This window comes from Butyrivibrio sp. MC2021, from assembly GCF_000621605.1.
Lineage (GTDB): Bacteria > Bacillota > Clostridia > Lachnospirales > Lachnospiraceae > Butyrivibrio.
The window spans coordinates 66,083-89,570 of sequence record NZ_JHXX01000001.1 but is presented as its reverse complement, the minus strand read 5'-3'; the positions used below and the strand labels follow the sequence as shown (position 1 = coordinate 89,570).

Annotated in this window: 13 protein-coding genes and 1 other RNA gene; 1 reads left to right on the top strand and 13 read right to left on the bottom strand. The window is 42.1% G+C overall.

Annotated features, from left to right (window positions below; genetic code table 11):
• Positions 1–21: 21 nt before the first annotated feature.
• The 5 genes from T359_RS0100310 to T359_RS0100290 are packed head-to-tail and all read right to left on the bottom strand — an operon-like array spanning position 22 to position 14,661.
• Entirely contained in the window at positions 22–7,665 is a 7,644-nt protein-coding gene (locus tag T359_RS0100310) for an InlB B-repeat-containing protein (protein ID WP_081795276.1), read from the bottom strand.
• Between the two features lie 59 nt (positions 7,666–7,724).
• Positions 7,725–9,176, bottom strand: a complete 1,452-nt coding sequence (locus T359_RS0100305) for a chitobiase/beta-hexosaminidase C-terminal domain-containing protein (RefSeq protein WP_026515732.1) — start codon at positions 9,174–9,176, stop codon at positions 7,725–7,727.
• Positions 9,177–9,182: 6 nt separating this feature from the next.
• Complete coding sequence (gene folD, locus T359_RS0100300) at positions 9,183–10,046, bottom strand: bifunctional methylenetetrahydrofolate dehydrogenase/methenyltetrahydrofolate cyclohydrolase FolD (RefSeq protein ID WP_026515731.1); 864 nt, start codon at positions 10,044–10,046, stop codon at positions 9,183–9,185.
• A gap of 11 nt (positions 10,047–10,057) precedes the next feature.
• Positions 10,058–11,734, bottom strand: coding sequence for a formate--tetrahydrofolate ligase (locus tag T359_RS0100295; protein ID WP_026515730.1), 1,677 nt, complete (start codon positions 11,732–11,734; stop codon positions 10,058–10,060).
• A gap of 50 nt (positions 11,735–11,784) precedes the next feature.
• Positions 11,785–14,661 carry an FtsK/SpoIIIE family DNA translocase gene (locus T359_RS0100290; protein ID WP_026515729.1) on the bottom strand — a complete coding sequence of 959 codons (2,877 nt, stop codon included), beginning with the start codon at positions 14,659–14,661 and terminating at the stop codon, positions 11,785–11,787.
• A 156-nt stretch (positions 14,662–14,817) separates the two neighbouring features.
• Here T359_RS0100290 and T359_RS0100285 point away from each other — a divergent pair, with 156 nt between their 5' ends.
• A complete protein-coding gene (locus T359_RS0100285) occupies positions 14,818–15,408 on the top strand; it encodes a hypothetical protein (RefSeq protein WP_026515728.1) in 591 nt (196 codons plus the stop codon).
• A gap of 50 nt (positions 15,409–15,458) precedes the next feature.
• On the opposite strand, the gene proB is transcribed toward T359_RS0100285, so the two are convergent.
• The 8 genes from proB to T359_RS18800 all read right to left on the bottom strand — a co-directional run bounded on the left by proB (position 15,459) and on the right by T359_RS18800 (position 23,483).
• Positions 15,459–16,259 (bottom strand): glutamate 5-kinase, encoded by an 801-nt coding sequence (gene proB / locus T359_RS0100280; RefSeq protein WP_026515727.1) that lies wholly within the window; start codon positions 16,257–16,259, stop codon positions 15,459–15,461.
• A 154-nt stretch (positions 16,260–16,413) separates the two neighbouring features.
• Positions 16,414–16,769, bottom strand: a transfer-messenger RNA (tmRNA) gene (gene ssrA, locus T359_RS21990).
• A gap of 75 nt (positions 16,770–16,844) precedes the next feature.
• A complete protein-coding gene (gene smpB, locus T359_RS0100275) occupies positions 16,845–17,312 on the bottom strand; it encodes an SsrA-binding protein SmpB (RefSeq protein WP_026515726.1) in 468 nt (155 codons plus the stop codon).
• Positions 17,313–17,330: 18 nt separating this feature from the next.
• The gene (rnr, locus tag T359_RS18805; RefSeq protein WP_035783411.1) at positions 17,331–19,808 is read right to left on the bottom strand and encodes a ribonuclease R; all 2,478 of its coding nucleotides are present in this window, start codon (positions 19,806–19,808) and stop codon (positions 17,331–17,333) included.
• Between the two features lie 74 nt (positions 19,809–19,882).
• Positions 19,883–20,122 carry a preprotein translocase subunit SecG gene (gene secG / locus T359_RS0100265; protein WP_026515725.1) on the bottom strand — a complete coding sequence of 80 codons (240 nt, stop codon included), beginning with the start codon at positions 20,120–20,122 and terminating at the stop codon, positions 19,883–19,885.
• A gap of 92 nt (positions 20,123–20,214) precedes the next feature.
• On the bottom strand, positions 20,215–21,762 hold the full coding sequence (gene gpmI, locus T359_RS0100260; RefSeq protein ID WP_026515724.1) for a 2,3-bisphosphoglycerate-independent phosphoglycerate mutase: 1,548 nt from the start codon (positions 21,760–21,762) through the stop codon (positions 20,215–20,217).
• Between the two features lie 131 nt (positions 21,763–21,893).
• Positions 21,894–22,298 (bottom strand): amino acid-binding protein, encoded by a 405-nt coding sequence (locus tag T359_RS0100255; RefSeq protein WP_026515723.1) that lies wholly within the window; start codon positions 22,296–22,298, stop codon positions 21,894–21,896.
• A gap of 3 nt (positions 22,299–22,301) precedes the next feature.
• The gene (locus T359_RS18800; RefSeq protein WP_035783409.1) at positions 22,302–23,483 is read right to left on the bottom strand and encodes a cation diffusion facilitator family transporter; all 1,182 of its coding nucleotides are present in this window, start codon (positions 23,481–23,483) and stop codon (positions 22,302–22,304) included.
• Positions 23,484–23,488 lie beyond the last annotated feature (5 nt).

Sequence of the window (23,488 nt, the reverse complement as noted above, 5' to 3'; positions counted from 1 at the left end):
TGAATAAATAGTCATTCATCATTACACTATCCACCACAGGAATTTTCTTGTACCAATCTTAAACTCAGCGGTCTTTTGTCCACCGTAGGCACCAATTCCTCTGATAGTCACGGTTGCTGTTCCCTTATTAATATTGTTGGTATATCCAACGATTTCATAATCAGTACCGTAGGTTAATTTCTTACCTTTAACAACTACCCTGAGCTCATCCTTGGTAGGATCAAGAGTTATTTCCTTACCTGTGTATGTCATGTTTTTAGCTGCAACAGACGCTACACTAAGATTGCATTTGGAAATCCTGTACTCTCTTGTTGCTGTGGAATTAGCATAATTGCCTAATCCGGTGATTGTTGCTTCAACTACAGTTCCAACAGGCAGAATATCGTTCTTTTCTACAGGTGCTCCTGCCAGTCTGGTCACATTGCCGTTTATAACAGTATCATTCTTGTAGGTATAAACAATATTCTTATCATAGTCCTTACCTGCAACGAGTTTCTTGTTGTTGCTATCTCTGATCACAGGTGTAGACTTATAAGCATTTACCTTTGTCTGATAAGGTCTGTCGCTTAATTCGATATTAGTATTATTGATACTCTTTGAAACTATAACAAATGCAACTGATAATTTGCCTTTATAGTTATTCTTTCCCTTGATGTTTACCATAGCTTTTTTATCAGAATTAGTCACATTGGCATTATTCTGATAGCTTATTGTGTAATCAACATTCTTAGAAAGAACATAGTTGGTATCAAGATCAATAACATCAACAGCAGGTGTATTTCCATCTTTTACATATTCAAAGGCAGCATCGGAACTCATAATATTGCCCTTTGAATCGTAAAGAACAACGGAAATCCTATCCTGGTCAATAACTACAGGGGTTATCTTAAAGGTTTTTGTAACCTTTCCATAGTATTTTCCAATGCCCTCAACAGTAAACTTAGCAGTTCCACAGTCTCGATTCTTGCTATAGCTTAATTTATAGTCTTCACCTTCCTCAAGAACTGTCTCCCCGATCTTTACAACCGGCTTGGGCATGATGTTCTTTCCTGTAAAGCTGTATGTACCATCGTAAGTTATTAAGGCCTTGGACATTTGGATTCCGGTAATGCTGAACTTCTTAGTCACTTTGCCATAATAGTTTCCGGTACCTGTAATTATTACAGAAGCTTCTCCGGCATTTATGTTGTTTACATATTCAAGAGTATAGTCCTTATTTCTTTCGAGTATCTGTTTTCCTACTTTAACTACTACATCAGGCTCAATAGCAGATCCAGCATACTCCTGCTTAGCAATAGGATCAACCTTGGCTTTACTGATGTTGGTACCGGCATGGATCTTAAAGTCTACCGTTCTTTCTCCAACAAAGTTTCCTTTACCTGTAAGAACGATGATATAGTCACCTGCCTCTTTAGGTGTTACTTCGTTTCCAAAAGAATCTCGATAACTTACATCGAAGTCCTTATTAGCCTTCAGTTTAGTTCCGTTGTACTTAAGCACAGGAACTACTTTCTGAACCTTCTTGTTGTAGCCGGTAACGACATAATCCTCGCACTCTACATCAATTCCTGAAATATAAGCAGGAATTATATCGAATTCTACCGTAAATGTATCTGAATAATTTCCTATTCCCTTGATGACAATTGTTGGAGGATTATCATCATTAGAGCTTGATACACTTACATTGTTCATATAGCTAAGTATATAATCCTGACCTTCAACAAGGAGCTTTTTATTATCTCTGATAACAGGCTTAGGCTGAATAGCGCTTCCGGAATATAACTGCTCGGAAACATCCTCTACAGTTATTCCCAAAGGAACATCATCTTCTTTCTCTTCAACTTCTGCACCGCTACCTTCAATGCTTAAAGAAAGTACATCATTCAAGGATACAGGCTCACCATTTTCGTTAAAGGTAAGCAAAGGAATATAGCCCAGAGTAATTGGATAATTAGTATCCTCGGCTCCTCCTTCGGAATACAATTTAACCTTAAACAGACAGCCGGTAGTATCAAGGCTTTCTTTTCCGATCCACTTAACCTTAATGATTCCTTTGGTAATATCTGAATAATCCACAAAGAATTCGCCATTATCACCAATAGCATCACCGGTTTCAATACCTACTTCTGCTTCGTCTGTAGTGATCATAGTCATAACTTCAGTATCAAGAGCAATGGTAAATACGGCGCTTCTGATATTTCGAATATCATCAAGAGATACAGAAGCATTAAAGATCGTACCGTTTGGAACATTGACGTACTTTCTTGAGACTTCCATTATGTCATCTTCGGAAACGGCGTCTTCACCATCTTCGAATTCATAATACAATTCTGAGATATCACTGACCTGTCCATCCTCAGAAACTGCAATAGCTCTGATATTAAGTGAAGTATCAGCGTCAAGTGGCTCAGTATACTTATATGTTGTTCCGGTCCAGAATTCTGTAGCGTTATCACTATCTTCGGAAGAAGTTAAATGTTTGCCTGCAAAAGGATCTGAACCTTCCGCATCTGTATCAGGAATAACCGGATCACTTCCATCCAAAGTATAATAGATGGTCACTCCATCTTCAGCTTTTAATTCTACCAATCTTTCTTTTTCTGCAGCATCAGATACAGAAACAGATGGTGCTGTAATGGTGTTTGTATATGCAAGGATAGGGAATACATCCATATCTGAGTCAACGTTCCACCATGTTGATTCATTTGACCATGCAATAAATTTGAGGCCATCTGAACACTCAAATGCATCAGGCAGTGTAGCGCTCTTTCCTGCTTCAACTTCCTGTGTTTCAATGATCTCATCCTGATCATTGAAGAAATTAACTTTGAATTTCTTGGCTTCCCAATTAGCTTCAACAATAATGTCTTCGGTTATTTCACCCTCAGGAAGGTTCCATCCTTTGAATACATAGCCTTCGTACTCAAGGTTGCTGATCTCTTCAGGGATCACAAGGTTTGAACCATAGTTTGTTCTTACAAGTGTACACTTCTGATTCAGATAATCTACAAAAGCAACACACTTGGTTTCAGGAACGAATCTTGCAACTGCGATTGTATCATTCTCTACGCAGGTAGTATTTCTGTTCCATCCAGTAAATACATAGCCTTCCTTGGATGGCATCTCAGGTATCTGCGCAGATTCACCATCTGCCACTTCCTGTTTATCAATTAACTTACCATCAACCTCAAAGCTTACAGAATGCTTTGGTCTGTCATATCTTATCATGTCTACATTGATAAGATTGTCTGTTCCTTCTACTGCAAGAGCTACAATGAAATCTTCTGTGTTGGCTGTCGGTTCCTCTTTTGAAATAAAGCTGAAGGAATAATCTCCGTTGTCACCAAGCACCGTTGATCCGACAAACTCTAATTGAGATTCGGTAGGATCAGTATTCTTGGACTTGTAAACGATGATATTTGCACTCTTATTAGCCAATGCACTTTCATTGAGGGAGCCACTTACTGTTCTCTTAACTCCCTTTGTATCAGTAGCTAATGAGCTTGCATCATAGATCACATATCTGTAAAGATCTCTGTTTTCAACCTCATAGCTGCGATCATTCAAGTCATTATCAGCAAGAACTTCATCATCCCACGCTGACCATTGGCCTTCGTTCCACTTATAATGAGTATATCTTGCAATATAATCTCTATAGCTATAAAGAGTCCTATTATAGCTTGTATCGATCCACTGGGCCTCTTCCCAATAATAGGATCTGCCATTTATCGTGTAATGGGTCCAATAATCTCTATTTCCTTCTCTTCTTCCACCAACATGATTATGAGAGAAATTAGAACAATAGCCCCAATTTGCACTCTTATCAGCTGTATATCTGGTTGTGCTCCAGTCTGTATACTTTAATGACCAGCTTCCACCGTATCTGCTCTTTCCTTCATTAGGACAGAAATGCGCATTACTACCGGAAACCCACTTACCGTATCTGTACTGGTTATAACCACTGGATACTCTTTCAGTTGTAGTCTTAACCTCTCTTGTAGCAGAACCGCTAACTGCAGTTGGGCTCCAGGAAGACCATGCTGTCCAGTAAGAATCATCACTGAGGAATGTATATCCCTGTGGAGGAGTCTTAGAATTTGTCTGAACAGTAACTTTAGTATTTGTTCTGGCTCTGTACTGCTTCTTAGACTCTACGTTTGCATCATTTGCTGAATGACCTGCTTTTTTAAGCTCGTCAAGGGTCATCCACTCACTCCAAAACTTGGATGCACTGTCAGAGATCGCTGCACTCTTAGTTTCTGCAATAAGGCCACCGGTCCTGTCAGTTCCTTCGATTGACATAAGCGATACTTCTACTCTGTCAGCTTTATTAACACCGTCATAGGTGATATCGGTATTCCATGTATAGTAGCTGGAATCAGCATTAAAATGAACGCTGTCTGCCTTAGCAGTAACCATTTTATAGGTTCCGTCTTCTGTCTTTGCAAGAAGGCTGACTATAACTTTAGCTTTAATATCTTTAACATCAGTAGTACTAAACTTGCAGCTTACATGGTAACCATTGAAAACATTGCTAACAGCTGCATAGCTTATGGTAGCATCAACATTCTCGATAAATACAGGAAGATCCTGATTTCTCCATGCAGTAGATGCTCTTACCTTCATGTCGGAATCAACGTGCTCAAGGTCCTGAACACTGTCATCTTCTTTGGTGTAGAAGATATTCCAACCGGCAAATCCTCTTCCGCCATTTACAAGGTTAACCTTCTGCTCCATCGGTTCAGAATCAATGGGTTCATTAAAGGTTATGCTCTGTGTACCAAGCAAAGTCATACCATCAATATCATAGAATTTAACAGTATAGATATTGATGTCATACTCAGCTTTTATAGTCTCATCTTTTATAACGTTGGTATAACCACCGTTCCATCCTGAGAAAGTATAGCCTCTTCTATGAGGGGTCATTGGCCTTACTGCATCACGGCCATACTTTACGATCTGTTCTGAGATCAGAGTATCATCATGATCAACAAATCTTACAGTAAGAGGCTCATGAGCTGTCGCCTCAACATAATTGGAAACCGGACTTTCGCCGATCTTATTCTTCGCTTTTACTTCAATTTTGTATTTTCCACTCTTATCAGCAATGAAAGAATACTGGTTCTTTGTACAGGTCTCTGTCTTATATAATTCATTTTCGTAATAAACAAAGACTTCATAGGAACCTGCTTTATTATCTTTTCCCCAATAAAGAGAAACAGCATCTTCCTTCGCAATATCACTTTTTGTATTTAAGTAGATTCGTGGAGCTTCCGGAGCACTTACTGTTACGCTGCGAGTAGCTACATCACTGGTTATGCATCCATTTTTCTGAGCATAAGAAGAAATGCTGCAATTGGATGTTACACTGAATGCACCATAGTAACGAGTCAATGCGCCATTATCTATTCGGTAATAAATCTCAGCGCCATTCTCAGAGCCAATGGAAATAAGGCTTCCATCCGCATTCTGATCTACATTTATTGACGGTGCCGGAATTTTATTAACATAAATTGTCTTGGAAACAGTACCTGAAACAACATTTCCAATCTTTGAGTATGCATATACTGTACAAGTCTGATTTACATCAAAATCGACGTAAGAAGCACCTGTCTGGGCATAGTTTTTACCATTATCAGTACTATAGTATAAAACTGCGCCTCCGGAATTCTGTGAAATTCTATATCTGGCACCTCCGATATAAGCAGAAATAGCACCATCGCTTATAGTAGGCTGTGCTACAGTAATCGGCTTGCTTTTACTGTTAACGGTAAATGTGCCGGACTCAAATTTGTATGAATTACCACTGTCATTGTAAACAACAAGCCTTACTTTATAACTTCCCGGAGATAACCTGTTGCATACGAGATTATTATCTACCTTACTTCTTTTTATAGAATAAGTTTTTGCATTTACACTTACACTTCCGTTCTGAAGAGTAGCGCCGTTAGCATCAACAAAACAATAGTTTATCTTGCTGATATTACAGTTGATTGCTCTAAGCTCACCAAGAACATTACAGCTTTGTCCCTGATTGATAGATGCACTCTGCATATAAACACCGCCGACTACTGTTCTGGGAAGTTCAATTACAAAAGCAAACTTATCCGCTTGAACATAGCCTTCCTGATTCTCAAAACGCACTCTATACCAAAGCTGACCAACACCATTTTCTACAGCCCCAATCACTTCAATTGTTGGGAGCAAAGTTCCAATTGTCAGAATTCTATGGCTGCCAACCTCAGCAGGAATTGAAAACATATCCGCATTGGCAAGAATCTTTTTTCTATAATATCCCGTCCTGAATGAGGGGTTATTATTCCTGTTTGGCATTAAAGTTCCACATTCACTGCAATATCCCTTACTGTAATATTCAGTTCCTTCATGCTTACAAGCAGGTTTGTTATATTCGTCATAATTTTTGGCATGGTATAATTCCGCGTATCTACCATTATATTTTCTTGTTCCGAAACGAATACCACTTTTCTCATCAACATTTGCATGAAGTATCACAATATCGTTTTTCCTAACTTCTACAACAACATATTGATGTTTACCACCGTCTTTATATTCTAGTATTCGATCCCCTCTTTTAACGTATTTAGAAAAATCATTATAATTAACATGAATATAACTTTTATCAGTCTTCAAATCATAAGATTGACACTCACTAAAGAGATACCATTGTGCAAAATTGGCAAACGCATAACAACTTTGATTATTAGGACAATTATTACAGTTCAACTTACCCATAAGGTTTTGGAACCATTCTGCCTGCAAAACCCTTTTAATAGTACAATCAGTACACCCATTTCCATTCCATTTTCCATTGATATACTGATTATGCTTGGTGCAGCCAAATTCATTATAACTAAAGTATTTATTATCAAGTCTATCAATAAGTAATTTTAATCGCTTATCGATTATAGTATTTCCCCAATTGACTTCCTGTTTTAAAGCTTGTTTTCTGGCAGGACTTAAGTCCTCAAATTCGTCAAAATATTCTGCGTCAGATTCATCACAGCAATCATCCATATCATCAGTCGCCTGATAATCTTCAATGATCAAACTATTATCAAACCAGATAGCATAAAGAGTAATATCACTATTAGCCTTTATAGCATCTCCCGGATAATAGTAATAGCCTTTTTCATCCTTATCAGTATTCCAGGAATAAAATGTATAGCCTGAAAGAGATGGGGACTCATCAGGTATATAGAAATATTCCCCGGATTTTGCAGTTAATGCATCAGGAACAGACACAACTTCATTTGTAGCTGTATTAGCATCAAATGATAATGTGTAAACGTCCTTTTCACTGTTAGCTACATCTCCTTCTGAAACAAGAGCTTCTTCATGCTGACCATCAGGATCATTTGAAGAATTTCCATCTCCGGAAGGCTGATTCACATCATTTTCTGTTAAACTCTCATCTTCTGAGATTGCATCAGCACTTCCCTCAATTTCAGGTTCAATCTCAGTTTGTTCATCATAGAGCTGATCTTGCAGAGAAGCCTGCGACCATTCTGATTCCTGAACATCGGAATCAGAAGATATCTGACTTTCCGATAAGACTTCCATGTCGTTAGATGCAGACACGGAAATAGTGCATGCCTCAGATAGCATGCACATGCATAAAAAGACCGCAATTAACTTTTTCCACATACTTTTTCTTCCCTCTTATTATATTTTTTATAGTAAACACTGATCAAATAGATTCCCATTTATCTATTTGAAATAGTTATCAGTGTATACTTCCCGCTGGAGTCATATCCAAGCCTGTTTACGGTTCCGTCATGGGTGTTTACCGCGTAGATAAGTCCGGTAGGAATGGTAGCTCCGTCATTCAAAACATGATTCTCCACTACCATATAGTATTCACCGGCACCCTCTATCTCAATGTCGGATGTATAAATATACTCGTTGTGGCCTTCCTGACCTCTTACCTTGCCGCTTGTATCAAGCAGAATATCAAGCCTTACAAGAGTATTTACCAGCATATTTACAGCCTGTTCAGTGGAAACAAGTCTTGTATATACAAGATGATAATCCCTGTCGACTATATCACTGCTGTTGCCCTCCGCATCAAAGGCTGCAAACCTGAAATGTGAGGTGCCTACAGGCATGGTAATAGGAGAAACATACTGTATTCCCTCTTCCATGGTAGGATCGGAGCCGTCAGTAGTATAAAAAATAGTCAGTCCCGCATCGCACACCGCAACGATCATGGTGTTCTGATTGTACTCGCCGCTGGGCTCCATGATATCGGGATCTCTGGGCTTTCCTCTCTGGATAACGTATTTATTCTCGATAACAGCACTGGCAATGCCATAATCATTGACAGACACAGTCTTGATAGTATATTCACCCTCGATATCAAGAATGATCTCATTTTCATAGAGAATACTGTCGGCGTCGGGATTCTGTCCGTTTACGGTGTAATAGATCCTATTGGCGGATCCGTCATTCATAAACACAGATATGGACACACTGTCGTCAAAGCTGCCTCCTGCCGGAGTCATTACCGGAGAATGAGGAATATACTTATCCTTGAGCTGCTGAACAAGAGGATCCTCATTGCCCTCAAAGAGTTCAGTGATCTTAGCGGCCATGCCATTTTCCTTATAGATGGAAATGATGCTCTCGTAGGCATTTACTATCTTATCTTCAGGAAAAAGAGCTGAATTGGTAATAAGTTCCAAGGTCCCAACTGCTTTCTCAACATCCTGCTTCTCAAGATAATAATCTGATAATCTGAAGATAATATCTGAATTGGTTGGGTTCTCAGCATTCCCCTGTGTCAGATAATCTATGGCTGTATCAAGATTGCCTGAATTCCTGGCATTTTCAGCAGCCTTGAGATATTTCGCCGAAGATCCCTGATTAAAGAATCCATATGCGAACACACCTGCAATTATAAGGACAACAACGCAGATAACCACATAAAAGTAAGCCCGTTTGTCCAAAAGATTCTTCAGAAAAGCTTCTTTCTTTTCCTGCTTCTCTTTCTTTAAACGCTCTTCCTTGTTAAGCTCCTCTGCAACTCCCGAGAGTGTGGCATTTATTTCATTTTCAACTTCCGGCTCGAAATCCGGGACAAAGTTAATCTCCGTACCACAGCTGTCGCAGTACATGTGCCCTTCAGGGATTTCCAGTCCGCAATTAGGACATTTCATCTGATATCATTTCCTCTTAGAATGCATAATGGCAGCTTCATAGCAGTTATTCATAAGCATAGCGATAGTCATGGGTCCTACGCCGCCGGGAACCGGTGTTATATAGCCGGCAACCTCTTTTGCAGCTTCAAAATCCACGTCTCCGCAGAGCTTACCTTCTTCGTTTCTATTGATTCCTACATCGATTACAACAGCGCCTTCTTTGATGTAATCGCCCTTTATCATCTTGGCCTTACCTACAGCGGCTATAAGAATATCCGCTCTCTTGCAAACCTCCTTGAGATCTGCGGTTCTTGAATGTGCCACGGTAACTGTTGCATTCTCTCTGAGCATAAGAAGCGCCATGGGCTTTCCTACGATATTGGATCTTCCCACAATGACACACTCTTTTCCGGAGATATCAAGATCCTTGCATCCGCGCTTAAGAAGCTGGATAACACCGGCGGGAGTACAGGAAACAAAGCCCTCCTCCCCAATGCAAAGAGCACCTACATTCATAGGATGGAAACCGTCCACATCCTTGGTGGGGTCAATGGCATCGATGACAGTCTTTTCATCAATATGCTTTGGAAGAGGCATCTGAACAAGAATTCCGTCCACGTCTTCCTTGTGATTAAGTTCATCTATAAGTTTAAGCAGTTCTTCCTGTGTGGTCTCAGCAGGAAGTTCATAGGAAAGAGAGTTAAATCCGATATATTCGCAGGCTCTTTTCTTATTGCGTACATAAACCTGTGAAGCAGGATCCTCTCCCACCAGGATAACAGCGAGAGTTACTTCTGTACCCTGCTCCTTTAAAAGAGCTGTTTTCTCCTTAAGTTCATCCTTGATCTGCTGTGAAATAGCTTTTCCGTCAATTAACTGTGCGCTCATTTTTCCTCCATTTAGAACAAACCTGTTATTTTGCCTTCATCATTTACGTCAATTCCGAATGCGGCAGGTGTCTTCGGAAGTCCGGGCATAGTCATAATGGCGCCTGTAAGTGCAACTACAAAGCCTGCACCTGCAGAAACATAAACCTCACGAACCTGAATATTATAATCTCTTGGTCTTCCAAGAAGTGTGGGATCATCAGAAAGTGAGTACTGGGTCTTGGCCATACATACAGGAAGATTGCCAAAGCCCATCTCTTCTATCTTGGCCAACTGCTTAATAGCTGATCCTGCGAACTGAACGCCGTCAGCACCATAAATCTCCTTGGCAACTGTGGTGATCTTATCCTTAAGAGAAAGATCATCGGGATAGATAGGAGCAAAATGGCTCTCCTTGGTCTCAAGGGTTGCGATAACCTCTTTTGCAAGGGCTTCTCCGCCTTCGCCGCCCTTAGCCCATACTTCGGAAAGTGCGAACTTGCAGTCTCTCTCTTCGCAGAACTGTCTTACATACTCAGTTTCTGCCTCTGTATCTGTAAGGAAGGAGTTAAGTGTAACCACAACGGGAACACCGTATTTCTGAATATTTTCAATGTGCTTCTCAAGGTTGACGATACCCTTCTTGAGAGCATCAAGATTCTCGGTTCCAAGATCATTCTTAGGCACACCGCCGTTATATTTAAGAGCTCTGATGGTAGCCACAAGAACAACTGCGTCAGGCTTAAGTCCTGCCATTCTGCATTTGATATCAAAGAACTTCTCTGCACCAAGGTCTGCACCGAAGCCGGCCTCAGTAACACAATAGTCACCCATTCCCATGGCAAGCCTGGTTGCTCTGACTGAGTTGCAGCCATGGGCAATATTGGCAAAAGGACCGCCGTGAATAAGAACAGGGTTGTTCTCAAGAGTCTGAACAAGATTGGGCTTGATGGCGTCCTTGAGAAGAGCCGCCATAGCTCCAACAGCGTTAAGATCCTTGGCTGTAACAGGCTTTCCGTCTCTTGTATAAGCTACGATAATCTTACCAAGTCTCTCCTTGAGATCCTTCATATCCTTGGCGAGACATAAGATAGCCATGGTCTCTGTTGCTACAGTAATAACAAAATGGTCCTCTCTGGGAACACCGTCAGCCTTGGCTCCAAGACCTACAACGATATTTCTGAGAGCTCTGTCATTCATATCCTCAGCTCTCTTCCAGATAACCTGTCTTGTATCAATTTCCAACTCATTTCCCTGCTGGATATGATTGTCCAAAAGAGCAGCCAGTAAGTTAGTAGCTGAAGTGATAGCGTGAAAATCACCTGTAAAATGAAGATTGATATCTTCCATGGGAACAACCTGGGCATATCCGCCGCCGCAGGCACCTCCCTTAATTCCAAAACAAGGTCCCAGAGATGGCTCTCTGAGAGCAAGAACAGTCTTATAACCAAGTCTGTTCATGGCATCTCCCAGTCCTATACTGGTGGTAGTTTTTCCTTCTCCCGCGGGAGTGGGGTTAATTGCAGTAACAAGAATCAGCTTGCCTTTCTTACTGCCTTCAGCTTTAGCAAGGTATTCTTCTGTAAGTTTGGCCTTATACCTGCCATAATACTCAAGGTCATCCTCAACGATTCCAACCTTTGCGGCAACATCTCTGATGTGCAGCATTTTCGCTTCCTGAGCGATCTCGATATCACTTTTTACAGCCATAGGTCTCTCCATTTCCGCAGCCAGTAAGCCGCTTTTACTCTCCCAAAAATTTAAACTACATCTGACTCAGTGCCATTCATATAAGCATCGAATTCTGCCTTAGTCATAAGAATCTTCCTTGGCTTGGTACCTTCCTCGTCCCCCACGACTCCGGCCTCACAGAGCTGATCCATGATTCTCGCCGCTCTGTTAAAGCCAATCTTGAAGACTCTCTGAAGCATTCCGATTGAAGCCTTGTCTTTTTCAATGATTATATTTGCTGCCTGAACGAAATATTCGTCAAGCTCTGAGCCTGAATCCTGAGAGGATGAGGAGGAAGATCCGGATGAGATCTGCATACTGTTGATCTGCTTTTCAACGTCCTCACCATAGGAGACATCAAGTTTCTGATTTCTAAGGAAATCAGTGACTGCCTGAACCTCTTTATCTGAAACAAAAGCGCCCTGTACACGGGCAGGTTTGGTATAACCCTGTGGGTAAAAGAGCATATCACCCTTACCGAGAAGCTTCTCAGCTCCATTGATATCGAGAATTGTTCTTGAATCAACACCGCTGGAAACCGCAAAAGCAACACGGCTTGGCATATTGGCCTTAATAAGACCTGTAATAACGTCAACTGAAGGTCTCTGGGTAGCAATGATAAGATGGATGCCCGCTGCTCTTGCCAGCTGGGTAAGTCTGCAGATAGCATCCTCAACTTCATTGGCTGATACCATCATAAGATCCGCCAACTCGTCAACAATGACAACAATCTGAGGAAGAACAGTCATATTGGGATCATCACTGCTCTCAGCTATCTTGTTATAGCCCTTAAGATCTCTTACGCCGCAATCTGCGAATTTCTTATATCTGTTGGTCATCTCGGCAACAGCCCAGTTCAGCGCTGCAGCAGCCTTCTTGGGATCTGTCACAACAGGAATCATAAGATGAGGGATTCCGTTATATACAGAAAGCTCTACAATCTTAGGATCAATCATGATCATCTGAACCTCTTCAGGCTTGGCCTTGTAGATAAGGCTCATGATGATAGTGTTGATACAAACAGATTTACCGGAACCTGTGGCACCGGCAATAAGCAGGTGGGGCATCTTGGCAATATCTGTAACAACGGTCTTCCCCGCAATATCCTTGCCTACTGCAAATGCAAGCCTTGAATCGAAGTTTTTGAATTCCGGTGATTCTATAAGGTCTCTGAAGGCAACTGCAGTATTTTCCTTGTTGGGAACCTCGATTCCAACGGCGGCCTTGCCGGGAATAGGTGCCTCGATACGAATATCCTTGGCTGCAAGGTTCATCTTGATATCATCTGCCAGACCCACGATCTTGTTGACTCTGACACCGGCCTCAGGCTGAAGTTCAAATCTTGTAACAGCAGGTCCCTGACTGATGTCTGTCACTGTAACATTGACACCGAAGGTCTTCAGGGTCTCCTGGAGCTTCAGAGCTGTTTCTTTGAGCTGTCTTGCTGAGTCAGAATTTTTATTCTTGGTGCCCTTCTCGAGAAGAGAAATGGGCGGGAATACATATTTCTTGGGAATCTTCCTCTTGTGCTCCTCAATCTCCGCTTCCATTCCGGGGCTGGTGGTATGAGGCCCAGCGGTTCCCGCAAGAGCTGTCTGGGTTGCGGAAGAAGGTGCACTTCCGTCTATCTTGGAGGATGCATTGGGATTCCTTGAAATGTGGTCCTGAGCGTGGATCACATAATCTCCGTTCATGCCGTTACCGATATCCTCAGCATGGATCGGAACATCAGGAAGAATATCCTGTTCAAAATCAGTCTTAAGGGATGCTACAGGCTTTACTGCCTTGATCTGGGGCTTAGACGGTACTTCCTGAGGCTCTTCGAAGTCATCAAAGACCTCATCTGCTGTCTCATCATCCTCAGTGTCATCAGCGTAGTCGTCATCATAGCCAATGCCGTGAATAACCGGCCCGGTACGAAGTACTCTCTGTCCGTCAGGCTCAACATCTGTTTCAATGCCCTTATTAAGCACTATCTCGTGTATATCATCGTGGATCTCCTCATCAGGAATAAATACGCTCTTAGTCTTATCAGAGGACTTGGAAGCTCTTTCCTTTTCCCATTTCTCGAACTCATCATCCTCGAAATCTTCCTTGTCTTCTTTATCAAGAGCTGTATCGATCATAACTCCGCTGACTTTCTTCTCCATGCGGAGGATCTTCTCATCCTCTTTCTGCTCGATGGCAAGGCGCCTCTCCTCTTCTATCTGAGCACGTCTCTCCTCCATCTTCTCTCTGTGACGCTGGGCAAAATCGCGGTAGTTATCAGCCTCTTCTCTTGTTCTGTCAATGATGCGTCTTCCGTGTTTCTTGATTCCTCCCACAAAGGAATGCTGTGTAAACACCACAAGGCTGGCAACACCCAGCAGGAAAATCAGAAGAAGGCTTCCAGCCAGAGAAAGATACTTGTAACAGAAATATGCCAGGGATCCGGAGAAAAAGCCTCCTCCGTTGTGTGCCATTCTGGCAGCACCGTAAATACCGGCGATATCGTAGCTCTCAGCATTCTGTGGTCTGCCGGTCAAGAGTTCCAGTATGATTCCTATCAAGAAGAACAGAATAACACCGGAAGCTATTTTCCTGACGGAAGCACTGGATCCAAAATTGGCAATGCCGATAAGCACGCCTCCCAGCGCCACAAGCGGTGCTGCATAAGCCGTGAATCCAAAAAGTCCGAATAAAATATCACTTAGGAAATTGCCGAATTTGCCGCAGATTCTGAAATTGCATAAAAACAGAAAAATAGTAAGCGCGATCATCGCAATAGTAATGATCTCGCTCTTTAAAGAATAATCGAATTCTTCATCCACCATTCTTGCTCTCTCGGCCTTAGCCCTTGAAGTCCTCCCTGATGATGAAGATCTTTTGCGTGGTTTGGTACCCCTTTTATTACTATTTGAAGCCATGTTTTCCCCGTTAACAAAACTTATTTTTTACTTAAAAATGCTATCCAAAACTCAATATAGTATATCATTTTTGCCCCCTTTATGCTATACTATCAACTGATTTTGAAACAGTTTTCGATATATAACATTTCATGTTTATTATATTAAGGAGGCAAAATGGAATTCACACAGGAATTAGATACCGGTCTTTTTAAGATGATCGGGAATACAGAGACTTCTTTAAAGATCAGAGAAGTTGCCGAGAAGTGCCGTCTTGTCAAGACAGAGCACGGCATCAAGGTTGAGATGACCTACACAGGCCCCAACGCCAGCAAATACATGCAGTACATCGAGAAGAATAAGGAAGAGCTTACCAAGTACCTTATGAACCCCGATGAGGCAGATCTTTATGAATGGATGGAGACATCACACCAGACTCCTATCACTCTCAAGAAGCACGAGAAGGAAAAGCTCATTATCTACGTTAACTATGATGCCAACACACACATTGCCATGACAGGCATCGCCGATGAGAATGTTACCATGAAGCTGGGCTCACCTCTTATGGAAATCAACATCGAGGAGCTCACAAGAGATCAGTTCAAGCTCAAGATCTACAACATGCTCCTTCTGGCAGATGAAATTGCCGTACTTATGGGCAATGCAGACCTTCGCAAGATGGCCAATATCCAGATCGTTAAGACTTATCTCTCACAGATCTATGATAAGTATCACGAGAAAAAAGAAGACGTAAATATTTTCAATTAAAAAATTGGATGAATACATCAGACCGATGTATTCATCCTTTTCTTTTATGATTAGTTTTTTCTGGCAACAAATAATGTTCCGACTTTTTTCTTTTCTATGATGTCATATAATTTCTCAGGATTCTTGCCATTGGTTATAAGCACATCTATGCCGTGATTTGTGGCAAGCTCTGCGGCCTGAAGCTTGGTTATCATACCGCCGGTTCCTCTGTTGGATCCGGAGCCTGAAGCCACCGACCTGAGTTCATCTGTAATCTCCTCTACCCTACTGATAAGCTTCGCATTGGGATCCTGGTTGGGATTGCCATCATAGAGTCCATCTATATCAGAGAAAATAATCAGTTTACTCGCATTGCAGAATACCGCCACCAAGGCAGACAACATATCATTATCAGAAAAGAGCTTGGTCTCGGATTCGATCTCAGTATGGCTTACAGAGTCGTTCTCATTAACAATTGGAATGATATGATTCTCCAAAAGCGCATCAAAGGTATTTTTCAGGTTCTCGCTTCTGGCAGGATCAGATAAATCCTCATTATCAAGAAGGATCTGACCAACCATTCTGTTATACTCTCCGAAAAGCTTGTCATACAGGTGCATCAGCTCTGTCTGTCCCACAGCTGCGGCAGCCTGCTTGAGCTTGATCTCCTGGGGTTTCTGGGGAAGTCTCATCTTGTTGGCTCCCACAGCAATGGCTCCTGAGGAAACCAGCACAAGATCATAACCCTTGTTCTCCACTCCGGCTATAGCCCTGCATAAATGATCAATTGCTCTGATATCAATATTTCCACTGTCATTGGTTATAGTGGATGTTCCTACCTTAACAACAATTCTCTTTTTGCTGACGCTCATATTCTTCACAAGCTCACTTTCTCACTTTAATCTAATAAACTGCATTATTAAAGTTTAAAACAGATTATTACTTTTAGCAAGACCATTTAACAGTTAACATGACACAGTCATGACTCGTTATAAACAAAAAGCGCCCAACCATGCGATTGAGCGCTGCTGGATTAGGCGGGAGTCGAACCCGCGTCCAAAAATTCATCCCCTGTCCTTCTACTATCATAGTTAATTATTCTGAGGTTCTAAGCCCCTGTTCCCTCACTGCCCCGGAAATTAACAACCAACACAGATCAGTAGCTTCATGATACGACCATAGCCGCAAAGCTTAAGCCATGTCGTTTCCTACAAGTTTTGACGCCGATTGCTGAATATGTAGGTGTACTCAGGTCGACGAGCCGCCATTAGGCAGCAAATGCTAAATTATCGTTAGCGTTTAATTTTAATTTGAGGTTTGACGCACCGTCCTGCGGATAGCTTCTCCAGCTTCAAAATCCCTGTCGAAACCTTTACTAACCCTTATTAAGTTTTATTGCTCACTTAGTATATAACCTAAGTGAGCAAATTTCAATATACTTCAGGTTTAGTTTTTCATTATCTCAAACTAACCTTGTAATCTCTGAGAGCCTCTCTCTGCTGGTCCTTCTTGGCCATATCAGCACGCTTGTCATAGAGCTTTTTACCACGTGCAACACCGATCTCCACTTTAACTCTGCCGTTTTTGAAATATACTTCAAGAGGAACCAGTGTGTAGCCCTGAACCATCTTCTGCTGATCCAGCTTCCTGATCTCAGCCTTATGAAGAAGGAGCTTTTTAACACGCAAAGGATCCTTGTTGAAAATATTGCCTTTTTCATAGGGACTGATATTCATGCCCATGATAAAGGCCTCTCCCTTGTCGATGCTGATCCAGGACTCCTTGATACTGCATTTACCCTGGCGCATAGACTTAACCTCAGTGCCAAACAGCTCAATTCCAGCCTCGTATTTCTCTTCGATAAAATAGTCGTGATAAGCCTTTTTATTATTGGCTATCAGCTTTCTTGCCTTATCTTCTGCCATTTCTGTTACCTGACTTCTTTATTTTCTCTTTCTGCCCTTGCCCTGAGCGCTTCTGGCGGCCTTGCTGGTGGCAGATTTCTTATACTTATGAACCTTGTACACCTTGCGGGTACTCTTCTTTTCGTCGCCGGACTTGGAAGACTTCTTTTTTCTGAACTTGCCGGTCTTGGAATCAGGCTCATATTCGCTGAGGTCGATCATCTCGCCTTCAAACTCAACAAGACGACCTTCCTTCTTCTTGCTGCCTGATTTTCTCTCCTTTGAAGCCTTATCCTTAGAAATCTTATCCTTAGTTTTCTTATCCTTGGATGCCTTTTCTGCCTTGTCTTTATGATTCTTGGCTACAGGCTCTTCTACCTCTTCCTCTGAGGATTCAGAAGCCGCAATATCCCTGAGTTTTCTGAGCTTATTGGCTCTCTCATTGGCTACCTTTCTTGCAGCAGGAACTCTGCTGTAATCCTCAAAGCCGTCATAGTCAAAATCATCCTCATCATCCGAATCTTCATCGCTGATAAGCCTGAAATCAATGGATTTGGTCAGCCTGTCTGCTCCGGTGACCTTGACCCAGACCTTCTGTCCAAGAGTATACTCCTTGTGAGTGCTCTCGCCAACAAGTTTCATATGAGTCTCGTCATAAACATAAAAATCATCGTTCATGTCCGCAGCTCTCACCATTCCCTCACAGGAATTATCAAGCTCCACAAAAAGTCCCCAGGCTGTTACACCGGACACAACACCCTCAAAGCGCTCGCCGATATGATTCTCCATATACTGAGCCTTCTTGAGTTTATCGGTTTCTCTCTCAGCTTCTTCAGCTCTTCTCTCAGTCTCAGAGGAGTGCTTAGCCACTTCATCCAGAATTTCTTCATAATGAGAAGCCTTGGCCTCTGTCATTCTGCCCCTTAAGTGATCCTTGATGATTCTGTGGATCTGAAGATCAGGATAACGTCTTATAGGTGATGTAAAGTGGCAGTAAAAATCAAATGCAAGACCGAAGTGTCCTGTACATTCCGTGCTGTACTTAGCCTGCATCATGCTTCGAAGTGTCATCCTGCTGATAACTGCTTCTTCCTTGGTTCCTTCAATACCCTTAAGGAGCTTCTGGAGTTCTTTGGGTCTTACTCCCTCATCCTTCCTGGTTCTGATATGATGACCAAGATTATTCACAAAGGCCGCCAGAGAAGCAATCTTCTCAGGATCAGGCTGCTCATGAACACGATATACAAAGGGACTCTGCATATAGTAAAAATGCTCAGCCACGGTCTCATTGGCCGCCAGCATAAAGTCCTCGATAAGCTTGGTTGCCACATTTCTCTCATGAGGAACGATATCTATCGGATTACCCTCAGGATCAAGGATGATCTTGGTCTCAGCGAAGTCAAAGTCAATAGCACCCTTGGCCTCACGCTTTTTACGAAGTATCGTGGAAAGCTCAGCCATTTCTTCAAACATAGGCACCAGAACGCGGTACTTCTCTATCTCTTCCTCATCCTTATCACGAAGGATCTTGGCAACACTGGTATAAGACATTCTTTCATTGACATTGATAACTGATTCCACAATATCATGGTCCACAACAGCGCCGTTCTTATCAATCTTCATAAGGCAGCTGAGAGCCAGTCTGTCCTCTCCATGATTAAGGGAACAGATACCGTTAGAAAGCCTGTGGGGTAGCATGGGAATAACCCTGTCCACAAGATAAACACTGGTGCCTCTCTTAAGAGCCTCTCTGTCCAGGGCTGAACTCTCCTGAACATAGTTGGTCACATCCGCTATATGAACTCCCAGATGATAAAAGCCCTGTTCATCAATATGAAGGCTTACCGCATCATCCAGATCCTTGGCATCCTCTCCGTCTATGGTTACCATCTGAACATCCCTTAGATCAGTTCTGCCGTACATATCAGCTTCACTGATAAAATCAGGACATCTGTTGGCCTGATTGATGACCTTCTCAGGAAACTCACTGGGAATACCATAATTCTCAACTATAGATAAAATGTCCACTCCGGGATCATTGATATTTCCGATAACCCTCAGAACTTTACCCTCAGGCTTACGCCTCTCAGCTGCGCTGCCATAATAGGTGAGCTTAACTACAACCTTATCGCCTGTAACAGCGGCGCCATGATGCTCGATGGGTATAAAAATATCATCCTGAAGCTTGTTATTATCAGGAACCACAAAGCCAAAATTCTTCTCTGCCTGGTAGGTTCCCACAACTTCTTCAAGGCCTCTTACAAGTATATTTCTGATCCTGCCTTCCTGTCTTTTCCCGCCGTAATCAGGAAGCAGCTCCACTTCTACAGTATCGGAATGAAAAGCACCATGCACATACTCCTCAGGAATATAGATGTCCTCTTCACGGCCCTCAACCTGTACAAAGCCAAAGCCTCTGGCATTTCCAATGAAAGTGCCCACAAGCATGTCTTTTTTCTTTATTTTTCCGCCGTTAAGGCTTTCTTCCATACGTTTTAAACGTTTGCCTTTACTCATTATTACCTCGTAAAAGAAAAGGCACTCTGTAAAAAGAGTGCCTTAAAAATACATATTTATCCTGCCGCTTATGATTAAGCCATCATATTAAGTAAGATCGCAAGGATAACGAAAAGGAATGACAAAACAATTGTAACTGTCTTGAGAACGCCTTCTCTTGAACGGCCCTTGTTCTTGCCCCAATATGTATTCTCAACTGTTCCCTGGATTGCTCCAAGTCCCTGGCTCTTGCCTTCCTGTGCAAGCACAAGAACAACTAAAGCAGCACAAACTAACATGAATACTACTCCGATAACGATTAACAATACTTTCACGAAATTAACCTCCCAGATTATTATCGTATTCTCTAACTAAATCATCATAACATATATGACGCTCTTAGTCAATTTTCGATAAGAATCCCGTATTATTTTTTGATAAGAAGACTCTTTCCGGTCATTTCTGCAGGCTGCTCTTCTCCCATGCACTCGATAAGTGTAGGAATGATGTCTGCAAGGCATCCGCCTTCCTTAAGGGTATATGCAGGATCATAGTTAACAAGGATGAAAGGAACAGGGTTGGTTGTGTGAGCTGTCCAAGGCTCTCCTGTCTCATAGTCGATCATCATATCTGCATTACCGTGGTCAGCGCAGATGAACATTGTTCCGTTAACTGCCTTAATGGCGTCAACGATCTTGCCTACGCACTCATCAACGGTCTCGATAGCCTTAACAGCTGCAGGAATAACACCAGTGTGACCAACCATATCAGGGTTAGCGAAGTTAGCTACGATAACGTCGTACTTCTGTGAGTTGATAGCATCAAGAATCTTCTCACATACTTCAGGAGCGCTCATCTGAGGCTTAAGGTCATAGGTAGGAACATCCTTAGGGCTGTTAACCAGAACTCTGTCCTCGCCCTCGTTAGGCTGCTCAACACCACCGTTAAAGAAGAATGTTACATGAGCATATTTCTCTGTCTCAGCGATTCTTGCCTGCTTCATCCCCTTAGCTGCAAGCCACTCACCGAAGGTGTTGTTAAGAAGAACCTTCTTGAAGGCGACCTCCTTGTTAGGGATAAGTGGATCATAATCTGTGAAGCAAACATAAGTTACATCAAGACGCTTGCCTCTGTTGAACTTATCAAACTCATCATCGCAGAAGCAATGTGTGATCTCTCTTGCTCTGTCAGGACGGAAGTTGTAGAAAATGATTGAATCTCCATCCTTGATTGTGGCTACAGGTGCGCCATTCTTCATGATAACTGTAGGAATAACGAACTCGTCTGTCTTGCCATCCTTGTAGCTCTGCTCCATGCACTCGTGAGCGCTGTTAGCCTTGTTGCCCTCACCCTTGGTAAGTGCATTGTATGCGTACTCTACTCTGTCGTAGTTGTTATCTCTGTCCATAGCGTAGTAACGGCCTGAAATTGAAGCAATCTGACCTACGCCAAGCTCTTTCATCTTGTCCTCAAGCTGCTGAACGAAGTCGATTCCGCTCTCCGGAGGAGTATCTCTTCCGTCAAGGAAGCAGTGAACGTAAACCTTATCAAGTCCGTTCTTCTTGGCCATCTCTAAAAGTCCATAGATATGTGTAATGTGGCTGTGTACACCACCATCAGAAACAAGACCATACATATGAAGAGCTGAATTCTTCTCTTTGCAATTGTTGATGGCAGCCATAAGACCCTCATTGGTGAAGAAATCGCCATCCTCAATAGACTTGGTAATTCTTGTAAGTTCCTGATATACGATTCTGCCGGCACCCATGTTCATATGACCAACCTCGGAGTTACCCATCTGGCCGTCAGGAAGACCTACTGCCAGTCCGCTGGCATATCCCTTAACAAAAGGATAATCCTTCATAAGTCCGTCCATTACAGGAGTGTTAGCCATCGCAATAGCATTACCTTCCGGATTGGCGTTAAGTCCGTATCCATCAAGAATCAAAAGAAGTGTAGGTTTAGAACCTCTCATTATTTATATCCTCCATTTTATAAAGCCCGAAATTACAGGGCGTTTTATATTCGTCCTTGCATAGTATACACAATAAAAGGTTAATATGACAAGTATTTAACAAAACCTTTATATTTATTAAAAAGGTTTAATCAAAGGCACTTATAGCCTTTGTTTATAAGAATATTCTCAACCTGCTTGGTATCATCGGTATGCATAACCATAATAGGAAGACCTGATTCTCTGTTAAAAGAAAGATATGTATAGTTTACGTTGATATTGCTTCCGTAAAGTGTCTTAAGGATCTTATCAAGGGCACCGACTTCATCGGGACATTCAATGGCAAGTACAGGTGTGGTCTTGCAGATATACTCTTTTTCCTTAAGTACACTAAGGCACTTGTCAGGATCTGAAACAACCATACGGATAATGCCGTATTCAGCAGAATCATTGGTTACAGAACCCAAGATGTTGATGTCGTTTTCCCCAAGAATGCCTGTGATGGTCTGAAGGCATCCTTTCTTGTTTTCAGCGTAAATAGAAATCTGTTTTAACATTTTTCATTCCTCCTTGGCCTTGGTAGCCTTATCTATTGTAATATCAAGGTCCGCATTAGGCCTGATACTCTCAATTTTTTTTACCATAAAATCAATAATGTCGGAGTCCTTAAGATTATAGTGATAGGGAACCTCCACATCAAAAGCTATTCTCTCGCCCTTTCCTCTTGTCCTGATGATCCTGAAATCATGGATCTTCAGCTCAGGATCAAGCTCCTTAAAGGCGTGCTTGACATAATGTCTCACTTCATTGACTTCGTCATCATTCTCTATAACAGGATCCATATGAATGACCGCTGTGCAATGATATCTTGTCCGAAGTTCATTTTCTATATCATCGATAATATCGTGGATAGTCACAATGTCTTTATTGGAAGGTACTTCCACATGAAGTGACATAAATATTCTGCTGGGTCCATAGTTATGAATAATGAGATCGTGAACACCGATAATATAATCGTGTGCCAGTACAAGCTTCTCAATCTCATCAGTAAATTCCCTGCTCGGAGGCTCTCCCAGCAGTGGGTTGATTGTGTCCCTGGCAGCTCCGACTCCGCCTTTTATAATAAGAAGTCCCACCAGGACACCCACATAACCGTCTATGCTGACTCCCCAATTATAAGCTATAATAGCGGAAACTAGTACCACAGAAGTTGTAAAAACATCAGAAATACTGTCTATTGCGGTATTCTTAAGGGCCGCACTGTCTATCCTGCGGGCAGCCTGAAGATTTCCCTGAAACATTATTAGTTTGATAACTATAGAAAAAACAAGGATCAAAGCGATTGCCGGGCTGAACTCTATAGGTTCGGGATTAAGAATCCTTGTAAAAGAGCTGTGAATCAGCTCCACACCCATGATAATGATAAAAAGTGAAACAATAAGCCCCGAAACATACTCTATACGACCATGCCCGAAGGGATGTTCCTCGTCAGCCTCCTGACCTGCAAGCTTGAAGCCCACCAGTGTCACCACAGATGATGCCGCGTCTGACAAGTTATTGAACGCATCACCCATAATGGAGATGGAACCGCTGACAAATCCCGCAATCAGCTTGAAAATAAACAAAATAATATTAAAGGCAATGCCTGTGACACCGCTAAGGACGCCATAGCCTTGCCTGACTTTCGGAAGCTTAACCTGCTCATAATCTATTACAAAGAATCTTGCAAGAAAACAGATCATATCCC